Origin of the sequence: Nonomuraea sp. WAC 01424, assembly GCF_003947315.1 — a bacterium.
GTDB lineage: Bacteria > Actinomycetota > Actinomycetes > Streptosporangiales > Streptosporangiaceae > Nonomuraea > Nonomuraea spiralis.
This window is the reverse complement of the sequence record NZ_QHHZ01000005.1, coordinates 511,944-538,785: the sequence shown is the minus strand read 5'-3', so window position 1 is coordinate 538,785 and position 26,842 is coordinate 511,944. Positions and strand designations below refer to the sequence as shown.

General features: G+C 71.9%; 26 protein-coding genes. 18 read left to right on the top strand and 8 right to left on the bottom strand.

Going from position 1 to position 26,842, the window contains the following annotated elements; genetic code table 11:
- The first annotated feature begins 52 nt into the window (after window positions 1-52).
- The 3 genes from DMB42_RS17425 (at window position 53) to DMB42_RS17415 (ending at window position 2,564) form a co-directional block, all read left to right on the top strand.
- Window positions 53-832, top strand: coding sequence for a 4Fe-4S dicluster domain-containing protein (locus DMB42_RS17425; protein WP_125635883.1), 780 nt, complete (start codon window positions 53-55; stop codon window positions 830-832).
- On the top strand, window positions 829-1,833 hold the full coding sequence (gene nrfD, locus DMB42_RS17420) for an NrfD/PsrC family molybdoenzyme membrane anchor subunit (protein WP_125635719.1): 1,005 nt from the start codon (window positions 829-831) through the stop codon (window positions 1,831-1,833). The genes DMB42_RS17425 and nrfD overlap by 4 nt, the downstream gene beginning before the upstream one ends.
- Before the next feature lie 194 nt (window positions 1,834-2,027).
- A complete protein-coding gene (locus tag DMB42_RS17415) occupies window positions 2,028-2,564 on the top strand; it encodes an NUDIX hydrolase family protein (RefSeq protein ID WP_125635717.1) in 537 nt (178 codons plus the stop codon).
- Here the strand turns inward: DMB42_RS17415 and DMB42_RS17410 are convergent.
- The 4 genes from DMB42_RS17410 to DMB42_RS17395 form a co-directional block, all read right to left on the bottom strand.
- Window positions 2,561-3,079, bottom strand: coding sequence for a peptidoglycan recognition family protein (locus tag DMB42_RS17410; RefSeq protein ID WP_125635715.1), 519 nt, complete (start codon window positions 3,077-3,079; stop codon window positions 2,561-2,563). The genes DMB42_RS17415 and DMB42_RS17410 overlap by 4 nt on opposite strands.
- 92 nt (window positions 3,080-3,171) lie before the next feature.
- A complete protein-coding gene (locus tag DMB42_RS17405) occupies window positions 3,172-4,803 on the bottom strand; it encodes an arylsulfatase (protein WP_221762190.1) in 1,632 nt (543 codons plus the stop codon).
- Window positions 4,804-4,871: 68 nt separating this feature from the next.
- Window positions 4,872-5,765 (bottom strand): sulfotransferase, encoded by an 894-nt coding sequence (locus DMB42_RS17400; protein WP_125635713.1) that lies wholly within the window; start codon window positions 5,763-5,765, stop codon window positions 4,872-4,874.
- A gap of 55 nt (window positions 5,766-5,820) precedes the next feature.
- Window positions 5,821-6,705, bottom strand: coding sequence for a MurR/RpiR family transcriptional regulator (locus tag DMB42_RS17395; RefSeq protein WP_125635711.1), 885 nt, complete (start codon window positions 6,703-6,705; stop codon window positions 5,821-5,823).
- A gap of 85 nt (window positions 6,706-6,790) precedes the next feature.
- Here DMB42_RS17395 and DMB42_RS17390 point away from each other — a divergent pair, with 85 nt between their 5' ends.
- The 10 genes from DMB42_RS17390 (at window position 6,791) to DMB42_RS17345 (ending at window position 16,826) form a co-directional block, all read left to right on the top strand.
- Complete coding sequence (locus tag DMB42_RS17390; RefSeq protein ID WP_125635709.1) at window positions 6,791-8,338, top strand: ABC transporter substrate-binding protein; 1,548 nt, start codon at window positions 6,791-6,793, stop codon at window positions 8,336-8,338.
- Entirely contained in the window at window positions 8,338-9,306 is a 969-nt protein-coding gene (locus tag DMB42_RS17385) for an ABC transporter permease (RefSeq protein ID WP_125635707.1), read from the top strand. Before DMB42_RS17390 ends, DMB42_RS17385 begins: the two co-directional genes overlap by 1 nt.
- Window positions 9,303-10,130, top strand: coding sequence for an ABC transporter permease (locus tag DMB42_RS17380; protein WP_125635705.1), 828 nt, complete (start codon window positions 9,303-9,305; stop codon window positions 10,128-10,130). Before DMB42_RS17385 ends, DMB42_RS17380 begins: the two co-directional genes overlap by 4 nt.
- Complete coding sequence (gene murQ / locus DMB42_RS17375) at window positions 10,127-11,026, top strand: N-acetylmuramic acid 6-phosphate etherase (RefSeq protein ID WP_125635703.1); 900 nt, start codon at window positions 10,127-10,129, stop codon at window positions 11,024-11,026. Before DMB42_RS17380 ends, murQ begins: the two co-directional genes overlap by 4 nt.
- Complete coding sequence (locus tag DMB42_RS17370; RefSeq protein ID WP_125635701.1) at window positions 11,023-12,198, top strand: anhydro-N-acetylmuramic acid kinase; 1,176 nt, start codon at window positions 11,023-11,025, stop codon at window positions 12,196-12,198. The genes murQ and DMB42_RS17370 overlap by 4 nt, the downstream gene beginning before the upstream one ends.
- Window positions 12,195-13,271: a serine hydrolase gene (locus DMB42_RS17365; protein ID WP_125635699.1), complete on the top strand. Its 1,077-nt coding sequence runs from the start codon at window positions 12,195-12,197 to the stop codon at window positions 13,269-13,271. Before DMB42_RS17370 ends, DMB42_RS17365 begins: the two co-directional genes overlap by 4 nt.
- Entirely contained in the window at window positions 13,268-14,866 is a 1,599-nt protein-coding gene (locus DMB42_RS17360; RefSeq protein WP_125635697.1) for an ABC transporter ATP-binding protein, read from the top strand. Before DMB42_RS17365 ends, DMB42_RS17360 begins: the two co-directional genes overlap by 4 nt.
- Window positions 14,867-14,906: 40 nt before the next feature.
- Window positions 14,907-15,341, top strand: a complete 435-nt coding sequence (locus tag DMB42_RS17355) for a helix-turn-helix domain-containing protein (protein ID WP_125635695.1) — start codon at window positions 14,907-14,909, stop codon at window positions 15,339-15,341.
- A gap of 4 nt (window positions 15,342-15,345) precedes the next feature.
- Entirely contained in the window at window positions 15,346-16,095 is a 750-nt protein-coding gene (locus tag DMB42_RS17350) for a carbon-nitrogen hydrolase family protein (RefSeq protein WP_125635693.1), read from the top strand.
- Window positions 16,096-16,166: 71 nt separating this feature from the next.
- Window positions 16,167-16,826, top strand: coding sequence for a sensor domain-containing protein (locus tag DMB42_RS17345; RefSeq protein ID WP_185844700.1), 660 nt, complete (start codon window positions 16,167-16,169; stop codon window positions 16,824-16,826).
- A 28-nt stretch (window positions 16,827-16,854) separates the two neighbouring features.
- Here DMB42_RS17345 and DMB42_RS17340 read toward each other — a convergent pair whose 3' ends face one another.
- The 3 genes from DMB42_RS17340 to DMB42_RS17330 all read right to left on the bottom strand — a co-directional run bounded on the left by DMB42_RS17340 (window position 16,855) and on the right by DMB42_RS17330 (window position 19,786).
- Entirely contained in the window at window positions 16,855-17,943 is a 1,089-nt protein-coding gene (locus DMB42_RS17340) for a hypothetical protein (RefSeq protein WP_125635689.1), read from the bottom strand.
- Entirely contained in the window at window positions 17,940-18,989 is a 1,050-nt protein-coding gene (locus DMB42_RS17335) for a TOMM precursor leader peptide-binding protein (protein WP_125635687.1), read from the bottom strand. The genes DMB42_RS17340 and DMB42_RS17335 overlap by 4 nt, the downstream gene beginning before the upstream one ends.
- Window positions 18,990-19,216: 227 nt before the next feature.
- Window positions 19,217-19,786, bottom strand: coding sequence for a dienelactone hydrolase family protein (locus tag DMB42_RS17330; protein WP_185844699.1), 570 nt, complete (start codon window positions 19,784-19,786; stop codon window positions 19,217-19,219).
- A 208-nt stretch (window positions 19,787-19,994) separates the two neighbouring features.
- Here DMB42_RS17330 and DMB42_RS17325 point away from each other — a divergent pair, with 208 nt between their 5' ends.
- Window positions 19,995-20,681, top strand: coding sequence for a FadR/GntR family transcriptional regulator (locus DMB42_RS17325; protein WP_260477750.1), 687 nt, complete (start codon window positions 19,995-19,997; stop codon window positions 20,679-20,681).
- 148 nt (window positions 20,682-20,829) lie between these two features.
- Here DMB42_RS17325 and DMB42_RS17320 read toward each other — a convergent pair whose 3' ends face one another.
- Window positions 20,830-22,452: an endo-1,4-beta-xylanase gene (locus DMB42_RS17320; protein WP_260477749.1), complete on the bottom strand. Its 1,623-nt coding sequence runs from the start codon at window positions 22,450-22,452 to the stop codon at window positions 20,830-20,832.
- Window positions 22,453-22,751: 299 nt separating this feature from the next.
- Here DMB42_RS17320 and DMB42_RS17315 point away from each other — a divergent pair, with 299 nt between their 5' ends.
- The 4 genes from DMB42_RS17315 to DMB42_RS17300 all read left to right on the top strand — a co-directional run bounded on the left by DMB42_RS17315 (window position 22,752) and on the right by DMB42_RS17300 (window position 26,833).
- A complete protein-coding gene (locus DMB42_RS17315) occupies window positions 22,752-24,413 on the top strand; it encodes a class I adenylate-forming enzyme family protein (protein WP_125635681.1) in 1,662 nt (553 codons plus the stop codon).
- Window positions 24,414-24,579: 166 nt separating this feature from the next.
- Window positions 24,580-24,984: a hypothetical protein gene (locus DMB42_RS17310; protein WP_125635679.1), complete on the top strand. Its 405-nt coding sequence runs from the start codon at window positions 24,580-24,582 to the stop codon at window positions 24,982-24,984.
- A 46-nt stretch (window positions 24,985-25,030) separates the two neighbouring features.
- Window positions 25,031-25,387 (top strand): nuclear transport factor 2 family protein, encoded by a 357-nt coding sequence (locus DMB42_RS17305; RefSeq protein ID WP_125635677.1) that lies wholly within the window; start codon window positions 25,031-25,033, stop codon window positions 25,385-25,387.
- 96 nt (window positions 25,388-25,483) lie between these two features.
- Window positions 25,484-26,833, top strand: coding sequence for an MFS transporter (locus DMB42_RS17300; protein ID WP_260477748.1), 1,350 nt, complete (start codon window positions 25,484-25,486; stop codon window positions 26,831-26,833).
- Window positions 26,834-26,842: the final 9 nt, after the last annotated feature.

Below are 26,842 nucleotides of genomic sequence, written 5' to 3'. Positions count from 1 at the left end.
CGACCTCGATCGGGCGCCGCTCGACGCCGGGTACGCCGACCCGCCCCCGCGCATGGGCTTCTTCACCGACACCAGCATCTGCATCGGGTGCAAGGCGTGCGAGGTGGCCTGCAAGGAGTGGAACGCCGTGCCGGAGGACGGGTTGTCCTTCACCGGCATGTCCTACGACAACTCCGTCGGGCTCGGCGCCGACACCTGGCGGCACGTCGCGTTCGTCGAGCAGCGCAAGCCGCTGGGCCACCAGGAGACCGGCGCCCGTGACCTGGACTTCCGCTGGCTGATGGCCTCCGACGTGTGCAAGCACTGCACGCACGCGGCCTGCCTCGACGTCTGCCCGACCGGCTCGCTGTTCCGCACCGAGTACGGCACGGTCGTCGTCCAGGAGGACATCTGCAACGGCTGCGGCTACTGCGTGCCCGCCTGCCCCTTCGGGGTGATCGGGCGGCGCGAGGCGAGCGGCACGGCGGCCAAGTGCACGATGTGCTACGACCGGCTGGAGGTCGGCCAGGAGCCGGCCTGCGCCAAGACGTGCCCGACGGACTCCATCCAGTTCGGCGAGCTGGCCGAGCTGCGCGAGCGCGCCGCCCGCCGCCTGGAGCAGGTGCGCGCGGCGGGCACGTCCTCGGCCCGCCTGTACGGCCACGACCCCGCCGACGGCGTGGGCGGCACCGGCGCGCTCTTCCTGCTGCTGGACGAGCCGCAGGTCTACGGCCTGCCGCCCGATCCCGTGGTGACGACGGCGGACCTGCCGTCGATGTGGCGGCACGCGGGAGCGGCGGCGCTGGCCCTGCTGGCCGGGATCGCCGTGGCGGCCTGGAGGAGGGGCAGATGAGCAGCCAGACCGACGTTCGCCTGGACGACGCACCCGACCTGCGCACCGAGCGCGAGGCGACGCCGGGCTCGGCGGGCCGCGGCAGCCGTTCCCTGCGGCCGGGCGAGCGGGACGCCGGCTCCTACTACGGCCTGCCGGTCCTGAACCGGACACCCTGGAGCGACCACGACATCGCCGGCTACCTGTTCCTCGGCGGCCTGGCCGGCGCCTCCTCCACGCTGGCCGCCGCCGCCGAGCTGACCGGACGGCCGGCGCTGGCCCGGGCCGCCAAGGTCGCCGCCCTGGGCGCGGTCGGCGGCTCGCTGTACGCGCTGATCCACGACCTGGGCAAGCCGTCGCGCTTCCTGAACATGTTGCGTGTGTTCAAGGTGACCTCGCCGATGAGCGTCGGCACCTGGATCCTGACCGCGTACGGGCCGCAGGCCGCGACGGCGGCGGCGACCGAGCTGACCGGGCTGTTCCCCCGGCTGGGCCGGGCCGCGACCGTGGGCGCCGGGCTGGCCGGGCCCGCGCTGGCGACCTACACCGCCGCGCTGATCTGCGACACCGCCGTACCGGCCTGGCACGACGGGTTCAGGGAGATGCCGTTCCTGTTCGCCGGCTCGGCCGCCGCCTCGGCGGGCGGGCTGGGCATGCTGGCCGCCCCGGTCGCGCAGGCGGGCCCGGCCCGCCGGGTGGCGCTGGCGGGCACTGCCCTGGAGTGCGCGGCGACGTTCCGCATGCGGCGCCGCATGGGCATGACCGCCGAGCCGCTGCGGCGCAGCCGCCTGCTCAAGGCGGGCATGGCGCTGTCGGTGACGGGCGCCCTGCTCGGGCAGGCCCTCGGCCGCCGCAGCCGGGTCGCGGCGATGGCCGCGGGCGCGGCCCTGCTGGCCGGGTCGGCGTGCACCCGGTTCGGGATCTTCCACGCCGGGATCGCCTCGGGCGAGGACCCCCGGTACACCGTCGAGCCGCAACTCGCGCGGCTCGCCACGTCGAGAGCGGAGCGTGATCTCAGATGAGAAGAATCGCCGAATACCTGCCGTTCATGGGCATCGTGCTGGTCATCTGCACGGCGTCGTGGTTCGCGGGCCGCGGCCGGCCACCCAGACGCGGCTGAGCGCCCCGGCGGACCCGGCCGCGCCGGGCCCGCCGGTACGTGACCGGCCGGTGGGGCGTACGGCGCCGAGGACGGCCGGGGGCATACGATCGGCAGATGACCGAAAAGACCGAAACCGCGCCTGGATGGCTGGCCCCCGAAGAGCTCGAATCGGTGCGCGGCCAGTTGCCGATCCTCTACATCGACGCCGTGCCGGTGCGGGTGGACGAGACCGGCGTGGTGACCCGCGTGGGCCTGCTGCTGCGGATCGCGGCGGACGGGACGGTCAGCCGGGCGCTGGTCTCGGGGCGGGTGCTGCTGCACGAGCGCATCCGCGACGCGCTGCTGCGCCACCTGGAGAAGGACCTCGGTCCCGTGGCCCTTCCCCGCATCCCCATCTCACCGCAGCCCTTCACCGTCGCCGAGTACTTCCCGACGCCGGGTGTCACGCCGTACCACGATCCGCGGCAGCACGCGGTGTCCCTGGCCTACATCGTGCCCGTCGCCGGTGACTGCCGGCCCCGGCAGGACGCGCTGGACCTGGTCTGGTTCACCCCGGAGGAGGCGGCCTCGCCGGCGGTGCAGCAGGAGATGACCGGCGGGCAGGGAGTGTTGCTGAAGCAGGCGCTGGCGCACGTGGGCCGGCTGGTCTAGGGGCGTTCGGCGCCTCCTCGTACCCAGTGGTAGAGAGGGTCGCCGGGGCAGTCGGTGTCGTAGCCGTCCCGGTGGCCCTTGACCTCGTGGCCGGCGTCGCCGTGCTCGCGCAGGTACTCGATGGCGTCGACTAGGGCGTTGAGCAGGTCGTCGTTGGGCTCGGTGAAGCCGGTGTTGCCGAGCAGGGCGAGCACGGCGTAGTGGCCGGAGTTGAGCCCGGGGCCGTTGGCGGCGGGCAGGACGTGGGGACCGCGGCCCATGAAGGTGCGCCGGTGCGGGCAGCACACCATGTTGTAGCCGACGTCGATGTAGGTCTCGCCGCGCCCGCCGGACATGTGCATACGCTGGATGTCCCTCACCAGGTCGACACATTTTTCGTGGTTGTCGGCGTCGGGCAGGTCGGCGGGCACCTTGCCGCCGGTGTAGTGGATCTTGACGCCTTTCGTGGAGGCCAGGCGCGTGTAGCTGGTGCTGGGCTTCTTCGCGTGCCAGTCGGCACGAGTGATCAGCTGCATGTGGTGTCTCTCCTGGTAGACGATGCCTCGCCAGCAGAATGTCAACCTAAAGTAGCCGTGTCATCACTTTTTGTCACTAGATTCACGTGCCGTCAAAGTGAGACTTCTCTGCTGGTCAGGCCGCCGCGGACCACTGTGAAGGTGTGCGGGCGGCCCTCCGCCCGGAAGCGGGCCCGTACGGTGACCGGGCCTGCAGCGGGCAGGGGGAAGGTCGCCTCGGCGGCCGTCCCGGGGTCCACGCGGGCGACCGGCGGGGCCTCGTGCCGGTGGGGCGCCCGTACGCCGAGGCGCACGTCGTGCCAGGGCACGCCCGAACCGTTGCGCAGGGTCACGACGAGCCGCCCGTCCCGTACGCGTGCCCGCAGCCCGTACGGGGTCCGCGGATCGGCCCCGATCTCCCGGTCGAGCAGGGCCAGCAGCTCCCCCGCCAGGGCGGGCCGTACGGCGGCCAGGTCGTGGCGTTCGGCGGGGTCGGCGGCCAGGTCGTACAGCTCGGTCCGGCCGCCGGGCCCGGCGGCGGCGATGTGCGGGGCGAACCTGATCGCCTTCCACCGGCCGCGCCGGATCGCCTGGATCTTGCGCGGCCGGTTCCACACCAGGTGGTCGTGGGCGGGCGCGCCGGTCCCGGTGAGCAGGCCGCGGAAGGAGCGGGCGTCCAGGTGGGCCGGGACCGGGATCCCGGCCAGGTCCGCCAGCGTGGGCAGCACGTCCCAGGAGGCCACCGGTTGCTCCTCCACGCGCGGGCGCAGCGCGGGCGACCAGGCGATCAGCGGGACGCGGATGCCGCCTTCGTACAGGTCGCGTTTGTCGCCGCGCAGCGGGCCGTTGGAGTCGAACAGCTCCGGCGTCACGCCCTTCTCGCTGTGGGGGCCGTTGTCGCTGGTGAACAGCACGAGCGTGGAACGGGCGACGCCCTCCGCGCGCAGCGTGCGCACGAGGGCGGCGACGTCGGCGTCCAGGCGGGAGACCTGCGCGGCGTGCCGGCGGTTGGGGCCGCTCCAGGGCTCGTCGCGGTAGCGGCCCGCGTCGCCGGGGACCACGCTCGGCGAGTGGGGCAGGATGTCGGCGAGGTAGAGCAGGAAGGGCGCCCGGCCGCGCCGCCTGATGAAGTCGGCCGCCCGCTCGCGGAACAGGTCGGGCGCGTACGAGCGGCCGTCGAGCCAGACCTTCCTGCCGTTGTGCCACAGGTAGCGGGGATAGTACTGGTGGGCGTGCTTGTGCCCGATGTAGCCGAAGAACTCGTCGAAGCCGCGGGCGTTGGGATGGGAGTCCTGGCCGGCCCGGTCGGGCCCGAAGCCCCACTTGCCGATGCAGGCCGTCCGGTAGCCGGCGAGCCGGAGCAGTTCGGCGAAGGTGAGGTCGGCGGCCGTCAGCGCGCGCTGCTCGCCGCCCTCGGGGTTCTCGCGGACCGTGCCGTGCCCGGCGTGCAGGCCGGTGCGCAGGGCGCAGCGCGAGGGCGCGCACAGCGGCGCGCCCGAGTACGCCGTCGTGAAGCGCACCCCCTCCCGGGCCAGCCGGTCCAGGTTCGGGGTGTGGATCAGGCGCTGCCCCTGGCTGCCGATCTCGCCCCAGCCCAGGTCGTCGGCCAGGATGACGACGACGTTGGGCCGGTGCGGGAGCCCGGCGGCCTCCACCTCCACCTCCGCCTCAGCGGCAGGCGCGGGCACGGCGAGGGAGGCGAGGGTTCCGGCGAGCATGGCGCGGCGCGAGGGCCCGGTGATCACGGGGGCAACCTATCGAGCCCGTGCCGGAACGCACGGCGAACGCGAGGCGAACTCTCGCGCCGACCCGGCTACGCGAAGGGGCCGTATCCCCACAACCGGCAGATCTCGTGCAGTTCGGCGGGCACCTCCTCCGGGGTGGGCAGCGGGCGCGCCTCGACGACCGTGCCCGCGCGGATCTTGTCCCGCCAGTCGCCGATGCCCTTGACGAACGCGCCGTGGTCCTGGGCGCCGTACTCCAGCATCGCGGGCTCCCACGGCACGCCGAGGAACGCGCACACCCGGCGCAGCTCGTCCTCGGGGCGGGCGACCAGGTCCTCGTAGCGCAGGGTCAGCCCGGTCAGATGCGTACGGGCCTCCTGGAGGTAGGTCATGTAGCTCAGCGTGCGCGGTACGGCCTCCTCCATGGGCCGCCGCCCGGGATCGGCCTCGTGCCAGGACTGCGTGATGGAGGCCGGGTGCCGCAGCAGGAACACGAACCTGGCGTCCGGCCAGCAGGTGGCGATGCGCCGCCAGGCGAAAACGTTGCTCGGCGTCTTCTCCACCAGGATCGGCTTGCCGCTGCGGCCCAGCTCCCGGTGCAGCAGCCGGTCCCAGACCAGGTGTTCCAGGTCGCTGTGGGTGTGGCCGAGCAGTTGCGCGGCCTGCCGTACGGGCTCGGTGGGCAGGCCGACGGTCATCCGGCGGAAATGCGTCTCGATGGGCGAGTGCACCCGCGAGTGGCTGTTCAGCATGACCCGCAGCAGGGTCGATCCCGACCGGACCGACGACAGCAGGAAGACGGGCTCACGCAGCAAGCGGTCGTGAACCCCGTCCACCGGCCCTCTGACCGCGTCCCCCGGCAGCCGTTGCAGTTCCAGCGGCACCTTGGGGGGCGGTTTGGGCGTCTCCCTGCGCAGCCGCCGGCTCAGTGTGTAGCCCGTCAGCCCTTCGAGCGTCGCGTTGGCCTTGTACCTCCAGCTCATGCGCCCTCAAGCTAGACAGACCCCGTGAACCGCAGGTGAATCCGGCCTGTGAACATCACCCCCGTTTGTGCACGGTCCGTTCGTGCACGACCGCGTACGTGTTGCGCAGGGCCGCCATCGACTCGTCGTAGCTGGCCTGGGCGACGCCGGTGAACAGGCAGTCGACGACCATGAGCTGGGCGATACGGCTGCCGAGGGCGCCCGAGCGGAACTGCGTCTCGCGGGCGGCCGTCGTCAGCGTCACGTCGGCGGCGCCGGCCAGCGGCGAGTCGCGGAAGTTCGTGATCGCCACCGTGGCCGCGCCCGACCGGCGGGCGATGGCCAGGAACTCGACGGTGTCCACCGTGGCGCCGGTGTGGGAGACCGCGACGGTCACGCAGGAGGCGTCGAGCGTGGCCGCCGACGTCCAGGCGGAGTGGGAGTCGTGCCAGTTGATCGCGGTACGCCCGATGCGCGAGAGCTTCTGCTGCAGGTCGAGGCCGACCAGGGCGCTGGCGCCCACGCCGAAGGTGTCGATCCGGCGCGCGGACAGCAGCAGCGAGACCGCGCGGGCCAGGGCGTCCATGTCGAGGGAGCGGGCGGTGTCGGCGATGGACAGGGTCTCGTTCGTCGCCACCTTGGAGACGATGCCCTCCAGGCTGTCGTGGCGGTCGATGTCGCCCGACACCTCCGGCAGGCTCGACGTGGTCAGCTCCTCCCGGGCGGCGGCCCTGGTCAGGGCGATCCGGAAGTCCTTGAAGTGGGCGTAGCCCATGCGCTGGTAGAAGCGCACGACCGAGGTGGTCGAGGTCTCGCAGCGGGCGGCCAGTTCGGCGATCGACAGGTTGGCGGCGGCGGCCGGGTCGCCGGTGAACGTCTCGGCGATGCGCCTTTCCGAGGGCCGCAGTGCGGGCATGGCGGCCCGGATGCGGATCAACAGGCTGCCGTCGTCTTCCACCATGCGTCATCCATCCCTGTTGAGGAAAGTTAGTACCTGAGTGGTAGGGTCTGCGTAATTTTATGACCTACTGCCCTGAGGAGACCACATGCCCCGTGGCGCGCTCTCCGCGATCGGCGCCGCCGCTGTGCTGTCCATCGCCCTGACCAGTTGCTCATCATCCTCCGGGCCCGCGACCAGCACCGGTGAAACGGGCAAGTCCGGCGGACCGCTCGTCGTCGGCGTGACCTCCGACCCGGACACGCTCTTCCCGTGGAAGGCCACCCAGTTCACGGCCGTGAACGTGCTGCAGAACATCTACGGCACGCTCACCGAGTTCGACAAGGACCTGAACGTCGTGCCGGGCCTGGCCGAGTCCTGGCAGGCCTCCGAGGACGGCAAGAAGCTGACCCTCACGCTCCGCAAGGGCGTGACGTTCGGCGACGGCAGCGCCTTCGACTCCAAGGACGTCAAGGCGTCCCTGGAGAAGATCATGGACGAGAAGACGGCCGCCGTGGCGCGGGCGTCGCTCGCCTCGGTGAAGTCCGTCGAGGCCCCCGACGAGAACACGGTCGTGCTGGAGCTGACCGGGCCCGACGCCGCGCTGCCGGCGAACCTGGCCACCGTCAACATGGCCATGCTCTCCTCCGACGACACCGAGGAGAAGCTCAACGCCACCCCCAACGGCACCGGCCCGTTCACCCTGGGCAAGCGTGTCCCGAGCCAGTCGCTGACGCTGGCCAGGAACGACAAGTACTGGGGCGCCGAGAAGCCGAAGGTGGCAAGCGTCGAGTTCCGGGTGATCCCCGACGAGTCGTCCATCGTCTCGGCCATGCAGTCGGGCAACGTGCAGCTCGCGGTCTTCAACGACCCGCTGGTCGCCCAGACCGCGCAGGGCGGCGGCACGATCACCGTCACCAAGACGCCGCAGCTCAGCTACCACGCCCTCCAGCTCAACGCCCAGCACGGCGACCTCAAGGACGTCAACGTGCGCCTGGCGATCCAGTGCGCGATCGACCGCAAGCAGGTGCTCGACACCGCCGCGCTCGGCGAGGGCGAGGTGACCGGGCCGATCACCGCCCCGGCCTTCAAGTCCGACCCGGCCAAGCGTCCCTGCCCGCAGCGCGACCTGGCCAAGGCCGCCGAGTACCTGGGCAAGGCGGGCAAGTCCGGCGGCCTGACCGTCAAGGCCATCGTCTCCCAGGGCGAGTACGCCACCTCGGTCAACGAGGCCCAGAACCTCAAGGCGCAGCTCGCCGAGGCGAAGATCAACCTGGACCTGGAGGTGCTGGAGTCGGGCGCGTTCGTGGACCGCTGGGTGGCGGCCGACTTCGACGCGGCCGTCGCGCTCAACGGCGGGCGTCCCGACCCCGACGGCTCCTACGGCCGCTACTTCACCAGCAAGGGCAACCTGAACAAGGTCGCCGGGTACAGCTCGCCGGAGCTGGACAAGCTGTTCGCCGAGGGCAAGGCCACGACCGACCCGGCCGCCCGCAAGGCGATCTACGAGAAGGTCTCGGCCGAGCTTGAGGCCAACGCGCCCTGGATCTGGCTGTTCACCAGCTACACCTACACCGGCACCACGTCCAACGTGTCCGGGTTCGTACCGATGGTCAGCGGATCACTGCAGTACCTGCGTACGACGTCCGTCGGCTGATGCGCCGGATCCTCGCCAACCGGGCCGTCCGGCGCGTGGCCGCGACGATCGGCACCCTGTTCGGGGTGGCCGTGTTCGTCTTCGTCATGCTCCGGGCGATCCCCGGCGACCAGATCACGGCCGGGCTCGGCACGGAGGCCGCCGCGCTCACCCCGGCGCAGCGCGCGGCCCTGGAGCAGTACTACGGGCTGGACCAGTCGCCGGTCACGCAGTTCTTCTCCTGGCTGGGCAACATGCTCACGGGCAACTTCGGCTACTCGGCGCGCTCGCAGCAGAGCGTGCTGGAGATGACGCTGCACTCGCTGCCGGTGACGTTCGAGCTGGCGGTGTTCTCGATCGTGCTGGCGCTGCTGCTGGGCGTGCCGCTCGGCATGTTGTCGGCGTCCAGGACGAACTCGCCGCGGGACGCCTTCGGCCAGGTCGTGAGCCTGGCCGGGTTGTCGGTCCCGGCGTTCCTGCTGGCCACGACGCTGCTGTCGGTCTTCGCGGCGTCGTTCGGCTTCAACCCCAACGGCCAGGGCTTCGCCTCGCTCGCCGAGAACCCGCTGCTGAACCTTCAGCAGATGTTCCTGCCCTCGCTCGTGCTCGGCTTCGGCATCGCCGCGCCGATCCTGCGCACCACCCGTACGGCGGTGCTGGAGGTGCGCTCGGAGGACTTCGTGCGCACCGCCCGCGCCAAGGGCGTGCCGCCGCGCCGGTTGCAGGTCAGGCACGTGCTCGGCAACGCGCTGGTGCCGATCGTGACGATGACCGGGCTGCAGTTCGGCTACCTGCTCGGCGGCGCGGTCGTGGTCGAGCAGATCTTCTCCGTGCCCGGCGTGGGCCGGCAGGTGCTGCTCGGCATCCAGCAGAAGGAGTACGCGGTCGTGCAGAGCACGGTCCTGGTCATCGCGCTGGCGTTCGTGCTGGTCAACCTGCTGACCGACGCGCTGTACCGGATCATCGACCCGCGGGTGAGGGCGTCGTGACCGCGCTGCGCAGGAGCCCCGCCATGCTGGCGGGCACGATCGTGCTGCTGGTCCTGGCCGTGCTGGCGGCGCTGTCGTACGCCGGGCTGCTCCCCTACGACCCGATCGCGCAGAACCCGCCCCAGCGGTTCCTGTCACCGTCGGGCGCGCACCTGTTCGGCACCGACCAGTTCGGCCGGGACGTCTTCTCCAGGGTGGCGGCCGGGGTCGGCAACTCGGCGCTCATCGCGGTGGTCGCGGTGGCCTTCGCCACCGTGGTCGGCACGCTGGGCGGTCTGGTGTCCGGCTTCTACCGCGGCTTCGCCGACGGCGCCATCGGCGGCGTGACGAACGTGTTGTTCGCGTTCCCGCCGCTGCTGCTCGCGCTCTCGCTGGCCTCGGTGCTGGACCGCAACTGGTTCACGGTGGCCGTCGCCATCGCGATCGTGTACGTCCCCATCTTCATCCGTGTCACGCGCGGCCCGGTGCTCTCGCTCAGGGAGATCGAGTACGTCAAGGCCGCGGTCTCCACCGGCCAGAGCCGCTGGCAGATCATGTTCAGGCACGTGCTGCCCAACATCACCTCGATCATCGTCATCCAGGTGGCGCTGTCGTTGTCGTGGGCGGTGCTGACCGAGGCGTCGCTGAGCTTCCTCGGCCTGGGCACGCCGCCGCCCGCCCCGTCCCTGGGCTCGATGATCTTCGAGGCGCGCAGCCTGGTCTTCATCGCCCCCTGGACGCTGATCGCGCCCGGCGCGGTCGTCGTCCTGCTGGTGGTGGGCCTGAACCTGCTCGGCGACGGCCTTCGTGACACTCTCGACCCCAGAACCCGAGGCAAGCGGTGAACCTCTCAGAACTGACCACGGAATCGGCCGACCCGCGCTTCGCGGGCATCGACACCATGAGCGTGGCCGAGCTCGCGGAGACCATGAACACGGCCGACGCCACCGTCCCCGGCGCGGTCGCGGCGGCGCTGCCGCAGATCACCCGGGCCATCGAGGCCGCCGCCGAGCTCGTACGGGCCGGCGGCCGGCTGGTCTACGTGGGCGCCGGGACGCCCGGCAGGCTCGGCGTGCTGGACGCCTCCGAGTGCCCGCCCACCTTCAGCACCCCGCCCGAGCAGGTCTTCGCCATCATCGCCGGCGGCGAGCGGGCGATCGTGCACCCGTGCGAGGGGGCCGAGGACGACGCCGGGGCCGGCGCGGCCGCCGTGGACGCGGCCGGTATCGGACCGCTGGACACGCTGGTGGGCATCGCCTCCAGCGGGCGCACGCCGTACGTGCTGGGCGCCGTGCGGCGGGCCCGCGAGCGCGGCGCGCTGACGGTCGGCCTGTCGTGCAACCCGGGCACCCCGCTCAGCGAGGCCGCCGAGCACGCGATCGAGGTGCTGGTCGGCCCCGAGGTGGTCAGCGGCTCGACCAGGCTCAAGGCGGGCACGGCGCAGAAGCTCGTGCTCAACATGTTCTCGACCATCGTCATGGTGCGGCTCGGCAAGACGTACGGGAACCTCATGGTCGACGTCAAGGCCAGCAACGGCAAGCTGCGCGAGCGGGCGATCAGGATCGTGCGCACGATCGCAGGAGTGGACCGCGAGGAGGCGGAACGGGTGCTCGACCAGCACGATTTCAACGTCAAGCAGGCCGTGCTCGGCGCCCGGCTCGGGCTCGGGCCGCAGGAGGCCGCGGCGATGCTGGCACGCAGCGGCGGACGGCTGCGCGCGGCCCTGGGAGAGTCGGCATGAGAGTCCTCGGCATGATCTCCGGCACCTCGCACGACGGCATCGACGTGGCCGTGGTCGACTTCGACCTCGGGTCCGGCGACGGGGGCGACGTCCTGACCGGCCGCGTGCTGCACACCGCGAGCACCCCGTACCCGGACGAGCTGCGCGCCCGGCTGGTGGCGGCGCTGCCGCCCGCGCCGGTGACGCTGGCCGAGGTGTGCGTGCTCGACACGCTCATCGGCCAGTGCTTCGCCGAGGCCGCCGAGGCCGCGGTCGAGCAGGCCGGGCCCGTGGACCTGATCGTCTCCCACGGCCAGACGGTGTTCCACTGGGTGGAGGGCACGCACGCACGCGGCACCCTGCAGATCGGCCAGCCCGCCTGGATCGCCGAGCGCACCGGCGCGCCCGTGTTGTCGGACGTGCGCATCCGCGACATCACCGCGGGCGGGCACGGCGCCCCGCTGGTCTCCGTGCTGGACGGCCTGCTGCTGGGCGGGCACGAGGGCGGCGCGGCGGCGCTCAACCTGGGCGGCATCTCCAACATGACCGTCGTGCGCGGCGCGAGCCTGAGCGCCTACGACATCGGCCCCGCCAACGCCCTCGTCGACGCCGTCGTGTCCGCCCGGGGCCTGAACCCGCGCGGGTACGACGAGGACGGCCGGATCGCGGCCTCCGGCCAGGTGGACGAGCTCCTGCTGGCCGTGCTGCTGGACGAGCCGTACTACGGCCTGCCGGCGCCGAAGAGCACCGGCAAGGAGCTGTTCCACCTGGCCTACGTCGAGGAGGCCGTCGCCAGGGCGGGCACCGGGCCCTCCGACGCCGACCTGGTGGCGACGCTGACCGAGCTGACGGTCCGTACGGTCGCCAGGGACGTCGCCGCGGCGGGCGTGGACGTGCTCGTCGCCTCCGGCGGCGGTTGCCGCAACCCGGTGATCATGGACGGCCTGCGTGCCGCCCTGCCGGGCGTGCGGGTGTCGCTCTCCGACGAGCTGGGCGCCCCGGCCGACGACAAGGAGGCCATCGCCTTCGCGCTCATCGGCTGGCTGACCGCCCACGGCCTGCCCGGCACGGCCCCCGGCGGGACGGGCGCGCGGGCCGCCCGCGTGCTCGGCACGCTCACACCGGGCGCGGACCCGCTCGTCCTGCCCGCGCCGCTGCCCGCCCCGCCCCGCTCGCTGGTGCTGCGCCGATGACCCCGGCCCCCGGCGCCGCTGCCGCCCCGGCAGGCCCCGACGGGCCCGCCGGGCTGGTACGGGCGGCTCGTACGCCGTGGTTCGAGCTGACCGAGTGCACCGGCCACCGCACCGTGCGGTGGGCGGACGGCGTACGCGCCGGCGAGGCGCCCATGACGCTCGGCACGTGGCACGACCTGGCCTCGGTCACCAAGGTCATGGCCACCACGACGGCCCTCATCCGGCTGGTCTCCGACCGCCTGGTGGATCTGGACGGGCGGGCGCGGGCGTACCTGGCGGCGGGTTGCCCCGAGGACGTCACCGTGCGCGACCTGCTCCTGCACCGGGCCGGGTTGTGGGAGTGGTGGCCGATGTACCTCGACCCGCACGTGCCCGCGCCGCGCTACCGGCCAGGCCGCGAACGGCACTACTCCGACCTGGGCTTCATCCTGCTCGGCCGGGTGGTGGAGGCCGTCACCGGCACGTCGCTGGAGCGGGCGGTGGCCGAACTGGTCACCGGCCCGCTCGGCCTGGCGGACACGACGTACGCGCGGCCCGCCGGGCCCGAGGTCGCCATGAGCGCCCTGGACGACCGGGTCGAGATGCGCATGCTGGACACCTCGGAGCCCTACCCGGTGCCCTTCCGCAGCGCCGGCTTCACCGGCTGGCGGCACGCGCCCGTGCTCGGCGAAGTCGCCGACGGCAACGCCTACCACGCCTTCGGCGGCGTGTCGGGCCACGCCGGGCTGTTCTCCACCGTGCCCGACCTGCTGCGCTGGGCCACCGCGCTGTCCCGCTACGAGGAGCACGACCGGCTGTGGCGGCCCGAGGTCGCCCGCGAGTTCTTCCGCCCCGGCCCCGACCCCGGCCAGGCGCTCGGCTTCCGCACGTACGAGCTCACCCTGCGGGACGAGACCGTCACCGTGCTCGGCCACCCCGGCTACGTCGGCTGCGCCGTCGGGTTCGTCCCCGGCCGGGACGTCGCGATCGCGCTGGCGAGCAACCGGCTGCTGACCGAGGCCGCCCCGACGCCCACCGACGCCCTCTGGACCGGCCTGCTGCAGGCCATCACCCACCGATCGAGGACCGCATGACCCCGCTCCTGGAGATCCGCGACCTCTCGGTCGCCTTCCGTACCCGCAAGCAGGACGTCACCGTCGTACAGAACGTCTCCATGGAGATCATGCCGGGACAGACCGTGGCCGTGGTGGACGAGTCGGGCTCGGGCAAGTCCACCACCGCCGCCGCGGTCAACCGGCTGCTGCCCGCGGGCGGCCGCATCACGACCGGCCAGGTGCTGTTCGACGGCCGCGACCTGGCCGGGGTGAGCGAGCGGGAGATGACCGCCGTCCGGGGCGCGGGCATCGGCCTGGTGCCCCAGGACCCGATGTCCAACCTCAACCCGCTCATGCGCATCGGCGACCAGATCGCCGAGGCGCTGGAGGTGCACGGCATCGCCGCGGGCAGGTCCGCGCGGGCGCGGGTGACCGAGCTGCTGGAGATGGTCGGCATCCCGGACCCGGAGCGGCGGGCCGGGCAGTACCCGCACGAGTTCTCCGGCGGCATGCGGCAGCGGGCGCTCATCGCCATGGGCCTGGCCTGCCGGCCGAAGCTGCTCATCGCCGACGAGCCGACCTCGGCCCTGGACGTGACCGTCCAGCGGCGCATCCTCGACCAGCTCGAACAGCTCACCGCCGAGATGGGCACGGCCGTCTTCCTCATCACGCACGACCTGGCGCTGGCCGCCGAACGGGCCGACGTGGTGGCCGTCATGTACCGGGGCCAGATCGTGGAGACGGGCCCGGCGGCCGAGATCCTGGCCGACCCGCGGCACGAGTACACCCGGCGGCTGCTGAAGGCCGTACCGAGCCTGTCGTCGGTACGGGTGTCCGAGCCCCCGGCCGGGGAGCCGGCCGACGACCTGCTGGTGGTGGAGGACCTGCGCAAGGTGTTCCCGCTCAGGGGCGGCGCCGGGGAGTTCACCGCGGTGGACGGGGTCTCCTTCACGATCCCGCGCGGTCGTACCGTGTCGGTCGTGGGCGAGTCCGGCTCGGGCAAGTCGACCACCGCGAACCTGCTGCTCGGCCTGGACGGCATCACCTCGGGCCGGATCCTGTTCGACGGCACCGACCTGACCTCGCTCGGCCGGCGGGAGCTGTTCGCCTTCCGCCGCCGGGTGCAGCCGGTCTTCCAGAACCCGTACGCCTCGCTGGACCCCCGCTACACGGTGGAGAAGTCGATCGCCGAGCCGCTGCGCGTGCACCGCGTGGGCACCCCGGCCGAACGCGCGAGGACCGTGGCCGAGCTGCTGGAGAAGGTGTCCCTGCCCGCGTCGCTGGCCGAACGGCTGCCGCACGAGTTGTCCGGCGGCCAGCGCCAGCGGGTGGCCATCGCGCGGGCGCTGGCGCTCTCCCCCGAGCTGGTCGTGCTCGACGAGGCCGTCTCCGCCCTGGACGTGCTGGTCCAGGCGCAGATCCTGGAGCTGCTCGCCGAGCTGCAACGCGATCTCGGGCTCAGCTACCTGTTCATCAGCCACGACCTGGCCGTCGTACGGATGATCTCCCACCGGGTGCACGTGATGCAGGCGGGCCGGATCGTGGAGAGCGGCACCACGGCCGAGATCTTCGGCTCGCCGCGGGCCGACTACACCCGCGAGCTGCTCGCCGCCATCCCGGGGCAGGCCGCCTGATGGTAAGTTGGAAATCCGGACCTACCTGAGCGGAGGCGCTGTGTCCCGCCCGAGAGAGTGCTCGATCGCCAACGCGCTGGCCGTCGTGGGCGAGCGGTGGAGCCTGCTGGCGATGCGCGAGATCATGCTCGGGGTGCGCCGCTTCGACCAGATCGCCCGCAACACCGGCGCCAGCCGCGACATCCTCACCGCCCGCCTGCGCAAGCTGGTCGAGGTGGGCCTGCTGGAGCGGGTGCCGTACGAACGGCACCCGCCGCGCCACGAGTACGTGCTCACCGAGGCGGGCCAGGCCCTGCACACGGTGCTGCTCGCCCTCATGGACTGGGGCGACCGGTACGTCACCGAGGGCGAGCCGCCCACCGTGTGGCGCCATTCGTGCGGCGAGCCCCTGGAGCCGCTCACGGTGTGCGCGAGCTGCCGGGAGCCGGTACGCCCGGAGGACCTGACCGTCATCCGCGTGGACCAGCCACAGTAGAGGGGTGAACGTCCTCCTCGTCCAACCCCCCGCCTGGTCCCCCGACGGCCACGCCAACTTCGACGCCATCGAGGAGCTGGCCGCCCGCGAGCCCGCACGCGGGGGCGTGCTGCTCCTGCCCGAGCTGGCCGGATCCTCCTTACCGCGCGCCGATTACCTGGCCCGGGTCGCCGCCCTGGCCGCGGGCACCGGCGCGACGGTCGCCGGCGGCTCCCACTACGACCGCACCGAGGCCGGCCTGGTCAACCGGGGCGCGGTGATCGACCCGTCCGGCGCGCTGGTGGCCGAGTACGACAAGGTCCACCCCTACGACGTCGAACGCCGCTCGGGCGTGGTGCCCGGCCGGGCCGGCGGCGCGTTCGAGCTGGCCGGCCGCCGCCTGCGCGTGCTGCTCTGCGCCGACCTGTGGTACTCGGCGACCCTGGCCGGTCAGGACGACCTCGACGCCGTGCTCGTCGCCGCCTTCTCCGTCACCCGCTGGGACGGCCCGGGACCGGCCCGCGCGCTGTGGCGGCACATGAGCGTGGCGCGGGCGTACGAGTTCATGACGTACGTCGCGGTCAGCGACTGGCATCACGAGGCCGCCTACCAGGGCCGGCCGTGCGCGGGCGTGACCGGGTTCGCCAACCCCTGCCCGGACACCGCCGACGGCTTCTTCACCGCCTGCCCGGACGAGCCGCTGTCCTCCTGCCGGCTCGACCTCGACCGCCTCGACGCCTTCCGGCTGGACCGCGCGCACCGAGGGTTCCGGTAGGGCTGGCCCTACCATGGACAGGGCCGTGGCCAGGATCGATCATGCCGCGCCGGATCCGTAACGTCATGGGCATGACATCCCTCCGGCACCGCGTCGCCGCCGACACCCGATACGTCCTGCTCGGCCTCCCCACGGCCGCCGCCTCCTTCACCCTCGCCGCCGCCGGCGTCTCGGCCGGCCTGGGCTCGGCGGTCGCCTTCGTCGGACTGCCCGTCCTGGCCGGCACCGCCGCCATGGCCCGTAACTTCGCCGACCTGGAGCGCGCCGCGCTCCCCGGCGTCCTGGGCCACCCGATCGCCCGCCCTCGCTACGCGCAGGCCCCCGCGGGGGCGGGTTCGTTCCGCCGCATGATGAACCCGCTGGCCTCCGGCCAGGCGGCGATGGACCTGCTGCACGCGATCATCACGTTCCCGGTCTCGCTGGCCGCCTTCGTCCTGGGGGCGGTGTGGTGGGCGGGCACCGTGCTCGGGCTGACCTTCCCGCTGTACGGCTGGGCGATCGCCGCCATCCCCGGCGTGGACGGCGGCCTGCCCGCCCTGCTCGGCCTGGGCACCGGCGCCGTGCCGTTCGTGGTGTTCAACACGTTGGCGGGCGTGCTGTTCGCGCTCACGCTGGTCCCGGTGCTGCGGATCGCGGCCCTCCTCAAGGCGGGCGTTTCCCAGTCCCTGCTGACCCGCGCCCACGACCCGGCCCTGGACTCCCCGTCCGCCGCCTGGGTCGCGGCCCGCTAGAGGTTCGCCGCCCGGCGGCCGGTCACTCTCAGGAGGCCCGCCGGGTACGCCAGGGCGCCGAGGTGAGCAGGCGGCGGGCGAGCACCGCCAGGTAGAGCGCCCAGCCGGCGCCCACCACGGCCAGTGTGGCGACCGGCTGCCAGCCCGGCGGCTCCGCGAGGGCCCGGCGGCACACCGCGACCGTCACCGGAACCGTGTAGAGGGCGAAGAAGGCCAGCCCGAGCACCCGCCCGACGACGAGGAACCAGGCGTAGACCCGTACGCTGCGCCGCGCCGTACGGGGCCGTCGTGCCCGCAGGTACGCCTGCGCGTCGGCCATGAGGTTCTTGTTCCCACTGGCGTTGGCGAAGGCGTAGTAGACGTCGGTCCGCATGAAGAACAGGAACTGCCAGGCGATCTGCGACAGGCAGATGACCATGACCAGCCGCGCCGCGGGCACGTCGGCGACGTACAGGACGCACGCCGCGGCGCAGACGAGGAACCAGTCCATCCGCATGCCGGCCAGATAGGCCCGGTACCTGGCGCGTCTGGGCACACCCCAGATCCCGGTGATCCTGGTCTGCACGACGAGGAACTGCAGCCGGGTGCCGAGCGACAACTCGGCCCGTACGCCCAGGGACCGGGCCGCCGCGATGTGCCCGAGCTCGTGGACCAGCACGAGCAGCCACGAGCCGGCCGCGAAGGCGACGGTGAAGGCGAGGCTGTCCGACCACACCAGCGCGGCGAAGGACGGCAGCACGTCCGGCCTGGCGACCGCCGCGGCCAGGGCGCAGCCGGTCAGCACGGCCAGCGCGGCGTGCGCCGGGCGGGAGAACAGCCAGGCCACGTGGCCGGGCCGGATCCGGTCCCACAGGTTGGGCGGGCGCATGGGCCGGCCGAGCAGCCCGGCGGCGTCGAGCCCGGTCACGAACTCGGCCACGTCCACGTCCACGCCGCGCTCGGCCAGCACCAGGGCGCGGGCCTGCGCGGCCGTCCTGGTGCCGTCGAGCGCCTCGACCACGGCCGCCGCCACACCCGGCACGTTGACGAACGTCTCGCCGTTGCCGATCACGTAGTCGTCCGGGCCGTCGGCCACCACGCTCAGGTACGACAGGTCCGGCAGCGGCCCGGCCGTCACGCGCACACCTCGCAGCCGTCCAGGCGGTCGAACTCGTAGGCCGTGGTGGTCAGCGTCAGCAGGTCGAGCCAGACGGCGCGGCCCTCGACGGCCGTGGTGCCGGCGCCGGTCAGGAAGCGGATCACCTCGGCGGCGATCATGCCCGAGACGATCCCGCACAGCGGCCCGAACGACGGGATGGCACGCCCGGGGTTGTCGCTCGCCGGCAGGACGGCCGAGCCGTACCGTTCGGCCAGGGCGGCCTCCTGGCAGGCCAGGCAGCCCGTTCCGCCGGGTACGACCAGCGGGCCGATCAGGCCGACGTGCTGGTTGAACCCGCCGGTGACGAACGGCGTGCCGGCCCGTACGCAGGCCCGGTTCACCCAGCGGCGGATGTGCGGCTGCGGGGTGTCGACGGTGTTGACCACGAGGTCGGCGTCGGTGACCACGTCGTCGGGGCCGGTGATGCGCCGTTCGACCCGGGTGACGCGCACGTCCGGGCAGTGCTCGCGCAGCCTGCGGGCCGCCGCGTCGGTCTTGGGCTCGCCGAGGTCGCGGACGGTGTAGAGGTGCTGGCGGTGCAGGTTGCCGAGTTCGACGCGGTCGTCGTCCAGGAGGGTCAGGCGGCCGACGCCTGAGGTGGCGAGCTGGAGGGCGACCTGGCCGCCGATCGCGCCCGCGCCGAGCACCGCCACGTGCTTGCCGGCCAGGTCGCCGAGCGTGGCCACGGCCTGGTCCGCCGGGTGGAACATGGCCAGGAACAGGGCGAACCTGGACAACCTCGCGTCGGCGGCCAGCGCGTCGAGGTCGGCGTCCGTCACGAGGAAACGGGCCGCGCGCAACTGCTCGACGGCCGAGTCGATCTCGGCGGGGGTGACGTCGTCGAGGAGGGCGTACAGGTCGGGCTGCTCGACGGGGGTCTCGGCGCACAGCCGCAGCAATCGCCGCAGTGGCGGCGGCGCGGGGTCGAGGATCAGGCCGGTCGGGGGGAAGTCACCGAGCCGTACGCGCCCGCGGGCGTCGTCGATGAACAGGGGAAAGGCCGGATTCACCTGAATCCTGGGCATGGGGGATGCTCCCGGACGAGTCAGGGCCTCCCGCGGGGGTTGGCCACGCCGCGGGAGGCCCGAAGCGGTCAGCAGCTGTTGCTGTTACCGGTGGTCTCGACTTCTTCGACCTTCTTGATCTCGATCGTCATGAGCGATCCTTCCGTCGATCTTGATGGGCCGCTGCGATCATAAAGTAACGATCACCCCTTTTGATAGACCCAAGTACAAAATATCCGAAAAATGCCTTAAACCAGTGAAATAAAGTCGCGTGATCGTTTCCACATTAGCGACGCCGACTCCGCCGAGTATCCGGGGAGATCGGGATCGGCGAACAAGTGCACATTTCCCGGATAAATGAAGCACGCGAATATCGGCCCCAGCTCCGTACGCAGACTCCGCACGTCGTCGGCGTCCACCCACGGATCACCCTCGGCGTAGTGGAGCTGCATCGGGACCGTTACCGGCCACCCCCGGTCGCTCACCTCCGGCACCGCCGCGCACCCGTGATAGAGCAGCGCCCCCCGGGCCAGCGGATGCGTGGCGGCCAGGACCTGCGCCCCGAATCCTCCCAGCGAGAACCCGGCGAACACGACCGGCCCGCGGGCCTGCTCGCCGATCGCCCGCCAGCGGCGTCCCAGTTCCTCGAAGCCGATCGTGTCCCGTTTGCGAAGCCCGGATTCGAGGTCGTCGAAGACCTCGCCGTCGTAGTAGTCGGGCGTGCGCACCACGTGCCCGCCCTCGCGCAGCGCCTCCGCCGCCCCCAGCACCCCCGGTCGCAGGCCCTGTGCGGAGTGCAACAGGATGATCTCTGCCATGTGCACTGTGTACCACCGCCCGCAGGCCCCACCAAGGGCCCCGCAGGAGGGTCCGCGGCATGGGAACCTGGTTGTCCCGCACCGGGAAGGAAGACGAGCCGACCTCCCTGCCCCTCCCGCACGCGCTCCGCCCCGGCGGACACGTGGACGGCTTTTCATAAAATATGATTTAACAGGACCGGATGAGACAGGGAAGGGGAGGGGCCGCGTGAGCTATCCACGGCGAGGCATGCATGGTGAGGTCGTCGAAGATCTCGGCCGCCGGATCGTCGCCGGGGACCCCGGCGCCTCGGGCCAGCTCGACCCCGCCGAGCTGGGCCGCCGCTACCAGGTCAGTCATACCGTGGTCAGGGAGGCGCTGAAGACGCTGGCCGCCAAGGGGCTGGTCGACGCCCGGCCCAAGCGCGGCACGTACGTGCGGCCGCGCGGCGACTGGTCGCTGCTCGACGCCGACGTGCTGCGCTGGCGTTTCACCCAGCGCGGCGACAGCGACATGCTGCGCGACCTGGCCGAGGTGCGGGCCGTGGTCGAGCCGGCGGGCGCGCGCCTGGCGGCGGCCCGGCGTACCGACGACGACGTCGCGGCGCTGGAGAAGGCGTATGAGCACATGGCCGCGACGGCCGCCGACCCGGTGGCCCACACCGAGGCCGACGTCGCCTTCCACCGCCTGCTGCTCGCCGCCTCCCACAACGAGCTGCTGGAATGCCTGGAGGTCGTGATCGCGGCGGCGCTGACGGCCCGTGACCGGCTGGTGCACTCGACCGGCGAGCGTCCCGGCTTCTCGGCCACCCACCGCGCGGTACTCGACGCCGTGCGCGCGGGCGAGCCCGAGGCGGCCGAGTCGGCCATGCGCGACCTGCTCGCCCAGGCCGAACGCGACGAGGAGAACCTCTGACCCCCGTCCCCTGACAGGCACGCCCGGTCGAACGGCGCCGCCGTCATCCCTGGTCACGCGGACCATCTTATATGCGCGTACAACTATCTGCGGAAGCGCGCGCCGGACCCCGGGCGGTGGCCATGTCCCGCCCGGGGCGCCTGGCCGGTCAGGCGCAGGTGTAGGAGGACGGCGTCGCGGTGTCGCCGTTCGGCCTGCTGACCTGGAACCCGAAGCTGGTGTTCGCGCCCGGCGCGAGCGTGCCGTTGTAGGCCGCGTTCCTGGCGGTGACGTTCTGCCCGCTGACGGTGATCGCGGCGTTCCAGGAGCCGGTCACGGCGTGCCCGGCGGGCAGGGTGAAGGTGACGGTCCAGCCGTTGATCGCCGAGGTGCCGGCGTTGGTGACGGTGACGGGCTGGATGACGTACCCGCCGCTCCACTGCGTCTGTACGGTCCCGGCGGCGGTGCAGCCGCCGCCCCCGCCGCCGGTGAGGGTGGTGAAGGTGACCAGCGGGGAGTTCCCGGACAGGTTGCCCGCGCCGTCCCGCGCCCGCACGTAGACCTGGTACTGGGTGTTGGCGGTCAGGCCGGTCAGGTTGACGGTGTTGGAGGTGGACTGGCCGAGCTGGGGGTCGGTGCTGCCCTGCTCCCGGTGGACGTTGTAGCCGGCCAGGCCGCTGCCGCCGCTGTCGGTGGAGGCGGCCCAGGTCAGGGTGGCCGAGTTCGCGGTGATGTTGCTCGCCGCCGGGGTGCCGGGTGTGGTGGGCGGCGTGGTGTCGGTCGTGGTGCCGCCCGCCAGCGCGTCGTGCACGGCCGTGTACGACGGTTTCTGCTGGTAGCTCTCGTTGTAGATCAGCGCGCCGCCCTGGCCGGGGAAGGTGTCGGGCACCCAGGAGTACTTGTCGGTGAAGCCCCAGATCGTCACGCCCTGGCAGGCGGTCACCGCGAGGCAGGCGTTGACGACGTTGCGGTAGTAGGTGGCCTGGGTGGCGTCCTTGGTGGCGTCCCTGGGGGTCTGTACGCGTACGTCCAGCTCGGTGATCCGGACCTGGACGCCGAGGGCGGCGAAGCGCTGCAGGTTCTGCTGGAAGTCGCTGGGGAAGCCGTACTGGATGGCCAGGTGGGACTGGAAGCCGACGCAGTCGATCGGCACGCCCTGCTGGCGCAGCGAGGAGACCAGGTTGTAGATCGCCGTGCTCTTGGCGTTGATCCCCTCGGTGTTGTAGTCGTTGATGCACAGCTTGGCGTCGGGGTCGGCGGCGAGGTCGGCGCGGAAGGCGTCGGCGATGTATCCCGAGCCGAGCGTGTTGTACCAGAACGACGTACGCAGGTTGCCGCTGTCGTCGAAGACCTCGTTGACCACGTCCCACGAGACCACGGCCGGGTTGTCGGCGAAGTGGCCGACGACGTTGGAGATGTGGTTCTGCATGGCCGCGCGCATCGCCGTCGCGCCCAGGTTCTGCACCCAGCCCGGCGTCTGGCTGTGCCACACGAGGGTGTGGCCGTGCACCTGCTGGTTGTTCTGGGTGGCGAAGTTGACGATCGCGTCGGCGCCGGAGTAGTTGAACTGGCCCTGGCTGGGCTCGGTGGCGTCCCACTTCATCGCGTTCTCGGCGGTGACCTGGCTGAACTCGGTCGCGGCGATGTTCTTGTAGGAGGTCTCGTTGGCCAGGGGGCCGGTGGCGAGCGCCGTGCCGATGAACTTGCCCTTGGCGGCCGCGTGCGTACGCAGGGGCGCCGAGGCGTCGGCGGAGGTGGCGGGGAGGAGGAATGCTGCGAGAATCCCCAGCAAGGCGAGGACTCTGACGAACAGGGACGAGAGCACGGGCATCTACCTCCGGAGGAAGGCGCTCGATTCCGAAACTTTTCGATCCCACTCGGATCGCACCGCAGACGGTATTGACATGCAAGGGGACGGTCAATGCCAACCACGTACCACACCTAAACCAGCAGTTCACAGCCTGAAAATATCGTCAGAATCATGAAACTTTCACAGCATCACTCGCACCGATTTCCGCTGCTCTAGCGCGACGTACCAGCCGGTCGGTACTGTGAAGTCCGGAATAATCGTCTGATGCGGGAGTTCTGCGTATGTCCCTTTCGCACGCCCAGGTCCAGGCCCAGCTCACCGGACCCGGCCAGCTGTTCGAGATCGAGGAGATCGGCGGGACCGGGGTCCGTACGTGGAAGCACGCGCCAGCCCACTTCCGCACCCTGCTGGAGACGAGCAGATTCCACGGCGAGCAGGTCTTCCTGGCCTACGAGGACGAGCACCTCACGTTCGAGGAGCACTTCCGCCGCGCCGCCACCCTGGCCAACCGCCTGGTCGATGAGTACGGGGTGACCAAGGGCGACCGCGTCGCCATCGCCATGCGCAACTACCCCGAATGGGTGGTCTCGTTCTCGGCCGCGCTGGCCGCCGGAGCCGTCGCCGTACCGCTGAACGCCTGGTGGACGGAGGCCGAGCTGGCCTACGGCGTGAGCGACTCGGGGGCCAAGGTCCTGATCGCCGATGGCGAGCGGGCGGCCAGGCTGGCCTCCACCGGCGTGCCGATGATCGTGACCAGGGGCGAGGCGCCCGAGGGCGCGCGCTCGTTCGCCGACGTGCTGGGCGAGGTCGGCGCCGACGTCAGGCTGCCCGACGTGGAGCTCTCCCCCGAGGACCCGGCGACGATCTTCTACACCTCCGGCACCACCGGCCGGCCCAAGGGCGCGCTCGGCAGCCACCGCAACCTCGGCCAGTCCCCCATGACCGTGGCCTACGGCCTCATCCACTCGCTCACCATGGCCGGCAAGGACGCGGGGGCGGTGGCGGGCGTGCGCCGGGTGACGCTGCTGACGGTGCCGCTGTTCCACGTCACGGGCTGCTTCTCCGGCATGACCACCTCGATGTTCACCGGCGGCGGCCTGGTGCTCATGTACAAGTGGGACCCCGAGCAGGCGCTGCGCCTGATCGAACGCGAGCGCGTCACCACGATGATCGGCGTCCCGACCAACGCCTGGCAGCTCATGTCGCACCCCGACTTCGGCAAGTACGACCTGTCGTCCCTGACCACCCTCGGCTACGGCGGCGCCCCCGCCCCGCCCAAGCTGCTGGAGCGCATCACCTCGAACCTGCCCGACCGCGCCCCCTCCAACGGCTACGGCATGACCGAGACGACCGCCCTGGCCATCGGCAACGGCGGCGACGACTACCGGGCCAGGCCCGACAGCATCGGCCGGCCCTCGGCCGTGGTGGACGTGCGCGTGGTGGACCCCATGGGCACGGAACTGCCACCCGGCGAGGTCGGCGAGCTGTGCGTACGCGGCCCGAACGTGATCATGGGCTACTGGAACCAGCCCGAGGCGACGGCGCAGACGTTCGTGGGCGGCTGGCTGCACACCGGCGACCTGGCCAAGATCGACGACGAGGGCTTCGTCTACATCGTGGACCGCGCCAAGGACATGGTGATCAGAGGCGGCGAGAACGTCTACTGCGCCGAGGTCGAGGCGGCCCTGTTCGAGCACCCGGCCGTGGACGACGCGGCGGTCATCGGCGTACCCCATGACGAGCTGGGCGAGGAGGTCGGCGCGCTGCTGCGCCTGGCGCCGGGCCAGGCGGTCACGACCGAGGAGCTGCGCTCGTTCCTGGCGGACCGGATCGCCAAGTTCAAGATCCCGGTGCACGTGTGGTTCCGCGAGGGCGAACTGCCCCGCAACCCGGGCGGCAAGATCCTCAAGACCCACCTGCGCAGGGAGGTCCTGGGCTCCTGACGCACCTCCGGGGCACCTCCGCAAGGGGGTGCCCCGTTTTCTTTTCCCGGCGGATCCGCAGGTCGGCGGCCTGGTCGCGGCGCTCATTACCTGGCGCGTAATCGCGGCCCCTACGCCTTCGCTGACATCGTTCAAGTGTCGCAACGACCACTTGAAGGAGACCGAGATGACCGCCCTCACCGTCACCGCCGACCGGACCAAGTTCCTGCGCCTCGCGCTGGCCGCGCTCGCCGCCGTCACCGGCGTCAACGGGCTGGTCTACCTGGCGCTCGCCGCCCCGGTGAGCGGCCTGCTCGGCCCGGAGGCGGGCCTGCTGCGCGAGATCGGGATCTTCCTCCTCGTGTACGGCGCCGGCGTCGGCCTCGTGGCCGCACGCCCCTCGATCAGCCAGGCCGCCGTCAAGGTCATCATCGCCCTGAACATCGTCTGGACCCTCGGCAGCGTCGCCGCGGTCGTCACCGGCGCACTCGGGTTCACCACGATCGGCGCCGTCTGGGCGATCGCCCAGGCCCTGGTCGTGGCCCTGTTCGCCGAGCTGCAGATCACCGGCCTGCGCAAGGCCCGCCGCTGAACCCCCTGAGAACCCCTGAAGAGACCCTGAAGAAAGAGGCACCGTCATGACCACCGAACTTGTCGAGCGCTACATCGCCGCCTGGAACGAGACCGACGCCGACGCCCTCGCCAAGGCCGTGGCCGAGTTGTGGACCGAGGACGCGACCTACACCGACCCGATGGCCGAGGTGGCCGGTCACGCCGGGATCGCCGCCGTGATCGAGGGTGCGCAGGGCATGTTCCCCGGCCTGGTGTTCACCGCCGGCGAGGTGTTCGACGCCCACCACAACATCGCCCGCTTCACCTGGCACCTCGGCCCGGCCGGCGAGGAGCCCCTGGCCGTCGGGTTCGACGTGGTCGAGCTGGCCGAGGACGGCAGGATCCGCAGGGTCCTCGGCTTCCTCGACAAGGTGCCCGCCTGACGGCCCTCCCCCTGAGGCCCCCGGTCATCGCCGGGGGCCTGTGCCGTTCCAAAATGGTTTGCCCGAGCCCAGGTGTTCACCGGACAATCAGACTTCGTGCCCGCTCGACTCATGCGCCTGCTCCGTCACCTCACTCCCGACCTGAGCCCGCTGCGCGACTCCCGCGACTACCGCCTGCTGTTCGGCGCCGGAGTCATCACCATGTTCGGCACGATGATCACCATGGTGGCGCTGCCGTACCAGATGAAGGAGCTGACCGGCTCCTACGTCGCGGTCGGGCTGATGAGCCTGGCGGAGTTCGTGCCGATGGTGGTGTGCGGGTTGTGGGGCGGCGCGATCGCCGACGCGCTCGACCGGCGCAGGATCATCGTGCTGAGCGAGCTGGGCCTGCTGGTGACCACCGCCGCCCTCATGGTCAACGCGCTGCTCCCGGACCCCCAGGTCTGGGTGCTCTACGTGATGGGCGCCCTGTCCACCGGCATCGCCTGCCTGCAGCGTCCGAGCCTGGAGGCCGTGATGCAGCAGGTGGTCAGCCACGACCAGCAGGCCGCGGCGGCGGTGCTGAACAGCCTGCGCTGGAACTTCGGCGCGATCCTGGCCCCGGCGCTGGGCGGCCTGCTGCTGGTCCAGCTCGGCACGCACGTCGCCTACGCCATCGACGCGGTGACCTTCGTGCTCTCCATGGCGCTGCTCTGGCGCATCAGGTCGCTGCCGGCCGCCGAGGACGCCGCGCCCGCGTCACTGAAGTCGCTGGTCGAGGGGGTGCGCTACGCCACCGGCCGCAGCGACCTCATGGGCACGTACCTGGTGGACATCGCGGCCATGGTGTTCGCCATGGCCCAGGCGCTCTATCCGTTCCTGGCCGACGAGCTGGACTCGCCGGAGTCGCTCGGCCTGCTGTACTCGGCGGCCGCGGTGGGCGCCCTGGTCGCCTCGGTGACCGGCCGCTGGACGGCCCGCGTGCAGCGGCAGGGCCTCGGTGTGATCGTCGCGGCGGTGTGCTGGGGTGCGGCGATCGCCCTGACCGCCCTGGCCCCCTCCGTGTGGCTGGTCTTCCTGTGCATCGCGCTCGCCGGCGCGGCCGACATGATCAGCGGCATCTTCCGTACGACGATGTGGAACCAGACCATCCCGCAGGAACTGCGCGGGCGGCTGGCGGGCATCGAACTGCTCTCGTACGCCAGCGGCCCGATGCTGGGCAACACCCGCGCGAGCCTGATGGCCAACCTGGGCGGCCTGCGTTTCTCGCTGGGCGCGGGCGGCCTGCTGTGCGTGGCCGCCGTCCTGGGCCTGAGCGCCGCCCTTCCCAAGTTCCGCCGCTACGACGCCACGACCGACGAACACGCCGTGGCCGAACGCGCCCGCCGTACGGCGTCCGATCCCGCGTCCGATCCCGCGTCCGATCCCGCGGCCGATCCCGCGGCCGGCCAGGCCGCCCCCGCCTGACGCATCCGG

Excerpts from the sequence above, each read along its gene's own strand:
- DMB42_RS17345 (WP_185844700.1), top strand. The coding sequence starts at position 16,167 with ATGACATCCCTCCGGCACCGCGTCGCCGCCGACACCCGATACGTCCTG.
- DMB42_RS17360 (WP_125635697.1), top strand. The coding sequence starts at position 13,268 with ATGACCCCGCTCCTGGAGATCCGCGACCTCTCGGTCGCCTTCCGTACC.
- DMB42_RS17415 (WP_125635717.1), top strand. The coding sequence starts at position 2,028 with ATGACCGAAAAGACCGAAACCGCGCCTGGATGGCTGGCCCCCGAAGAG.
- DMB42_RS17305 (WP_125635677.1), top strand. The coding sequence starts at position 25,031 with ATGACCACCGAACTTGTCGAGCGCTACATCGCCGCCTGGAACGAGACC.
- DMB42_RS17315 (WP_125635681.1), top strand. The coding sequence starts at position 22,752 with ATGTCCCTTTCGCACGCCCAGGTCCAGGCCCAGCTCACCGGACCCGGC.
- DMB42_RS17385 (WP_125635707.1), top strand. The coding sequence starts at position 8,338 with ATGCGCCGGATCCTCGCCAACCGGGCCGTCCGGCGCGTGGCCGCGACG.
- DMB42_RS17425 (WP_125635883.1), top strand. The coding sequence starts at position 53 with ATGGGCTTCTTCACCGACACCAGCATCTGCATCGGGTGCAAGGCGTGC.
- DMB42_RS17310 (WP_125635679.1), top strand. The coding sequence starts at position 24,580 with ATGACCGCCCTCACCGTCACCGCCGACCGGACCAAGTTCCTGCGCCTC.
- DMB42_RS17370 (WP_125635701.1), top strand. The coding sequence starts at position 11,023 with ATGAGAGTCCTCGGCATGATCTCCGGCACCTCGCACGACGGCATCGAC.
- nrfD (WP_125635719.1), top strand. The coding sequence starts at position 829 with ATGAGCAGCCAGACCGACGTTCGCCTGGACGACGCACCCGACCTGCGC.
- DMB42_RS17390 (WP_125635709.1), top strand. The coding sequence starts at position 6,791 with ATGCCCCGTGGCGCGCTCTCCGCGATCGGCGCCGCCGCTGTGCTGTCC.
- DMB42_RS17365 (WP_125635699.1), top strand. The coding sequence starts at position 12,195 with ATGACCCCGGCCCCCGGCGCCGCTGCCGCCCCGGCAGGCCCCGACGGG.
- DMB42_RS17395 (WP_125635711.1), bottom strand. The coding sequence starts at position 6,705 with ATGGTGGAAGACGACGGCAGCCTGTTGATCCGCATCCGGGCCGCCATG.
- DMB42_RS17400 (WP_125635713.1), bottom strand. The coding sequence starts at position 5,765 with ATGAGCTGGAGGTACAAGGCCAACGCGACGCTCGAAGGGCTGACGGGC.
- DMB42_RS17330 (WP_185844699.1), bottom strand. The coding sequence starts at position 19,786 with ATGGCAGAGATCATCCTGTTGCACTCCGCACAGGGCCTGCGACCGGGG.
- DMB42_RS17410 (WP_125635715.1), bottom strand. The coding sequence starts at position 3,079 with ATGCAGCTGATCACTCGTGCCGACTGGCACGCGAAGAAGCCCAGCACC.
- DMB42_RS17335 (WP_125635687.1), bottom strand. The coding sequence starts at position 18,989 with ATGCCCAGGATTCAGGTGAATCCGGCCTTTCCCCTGTTCATCGACGAC.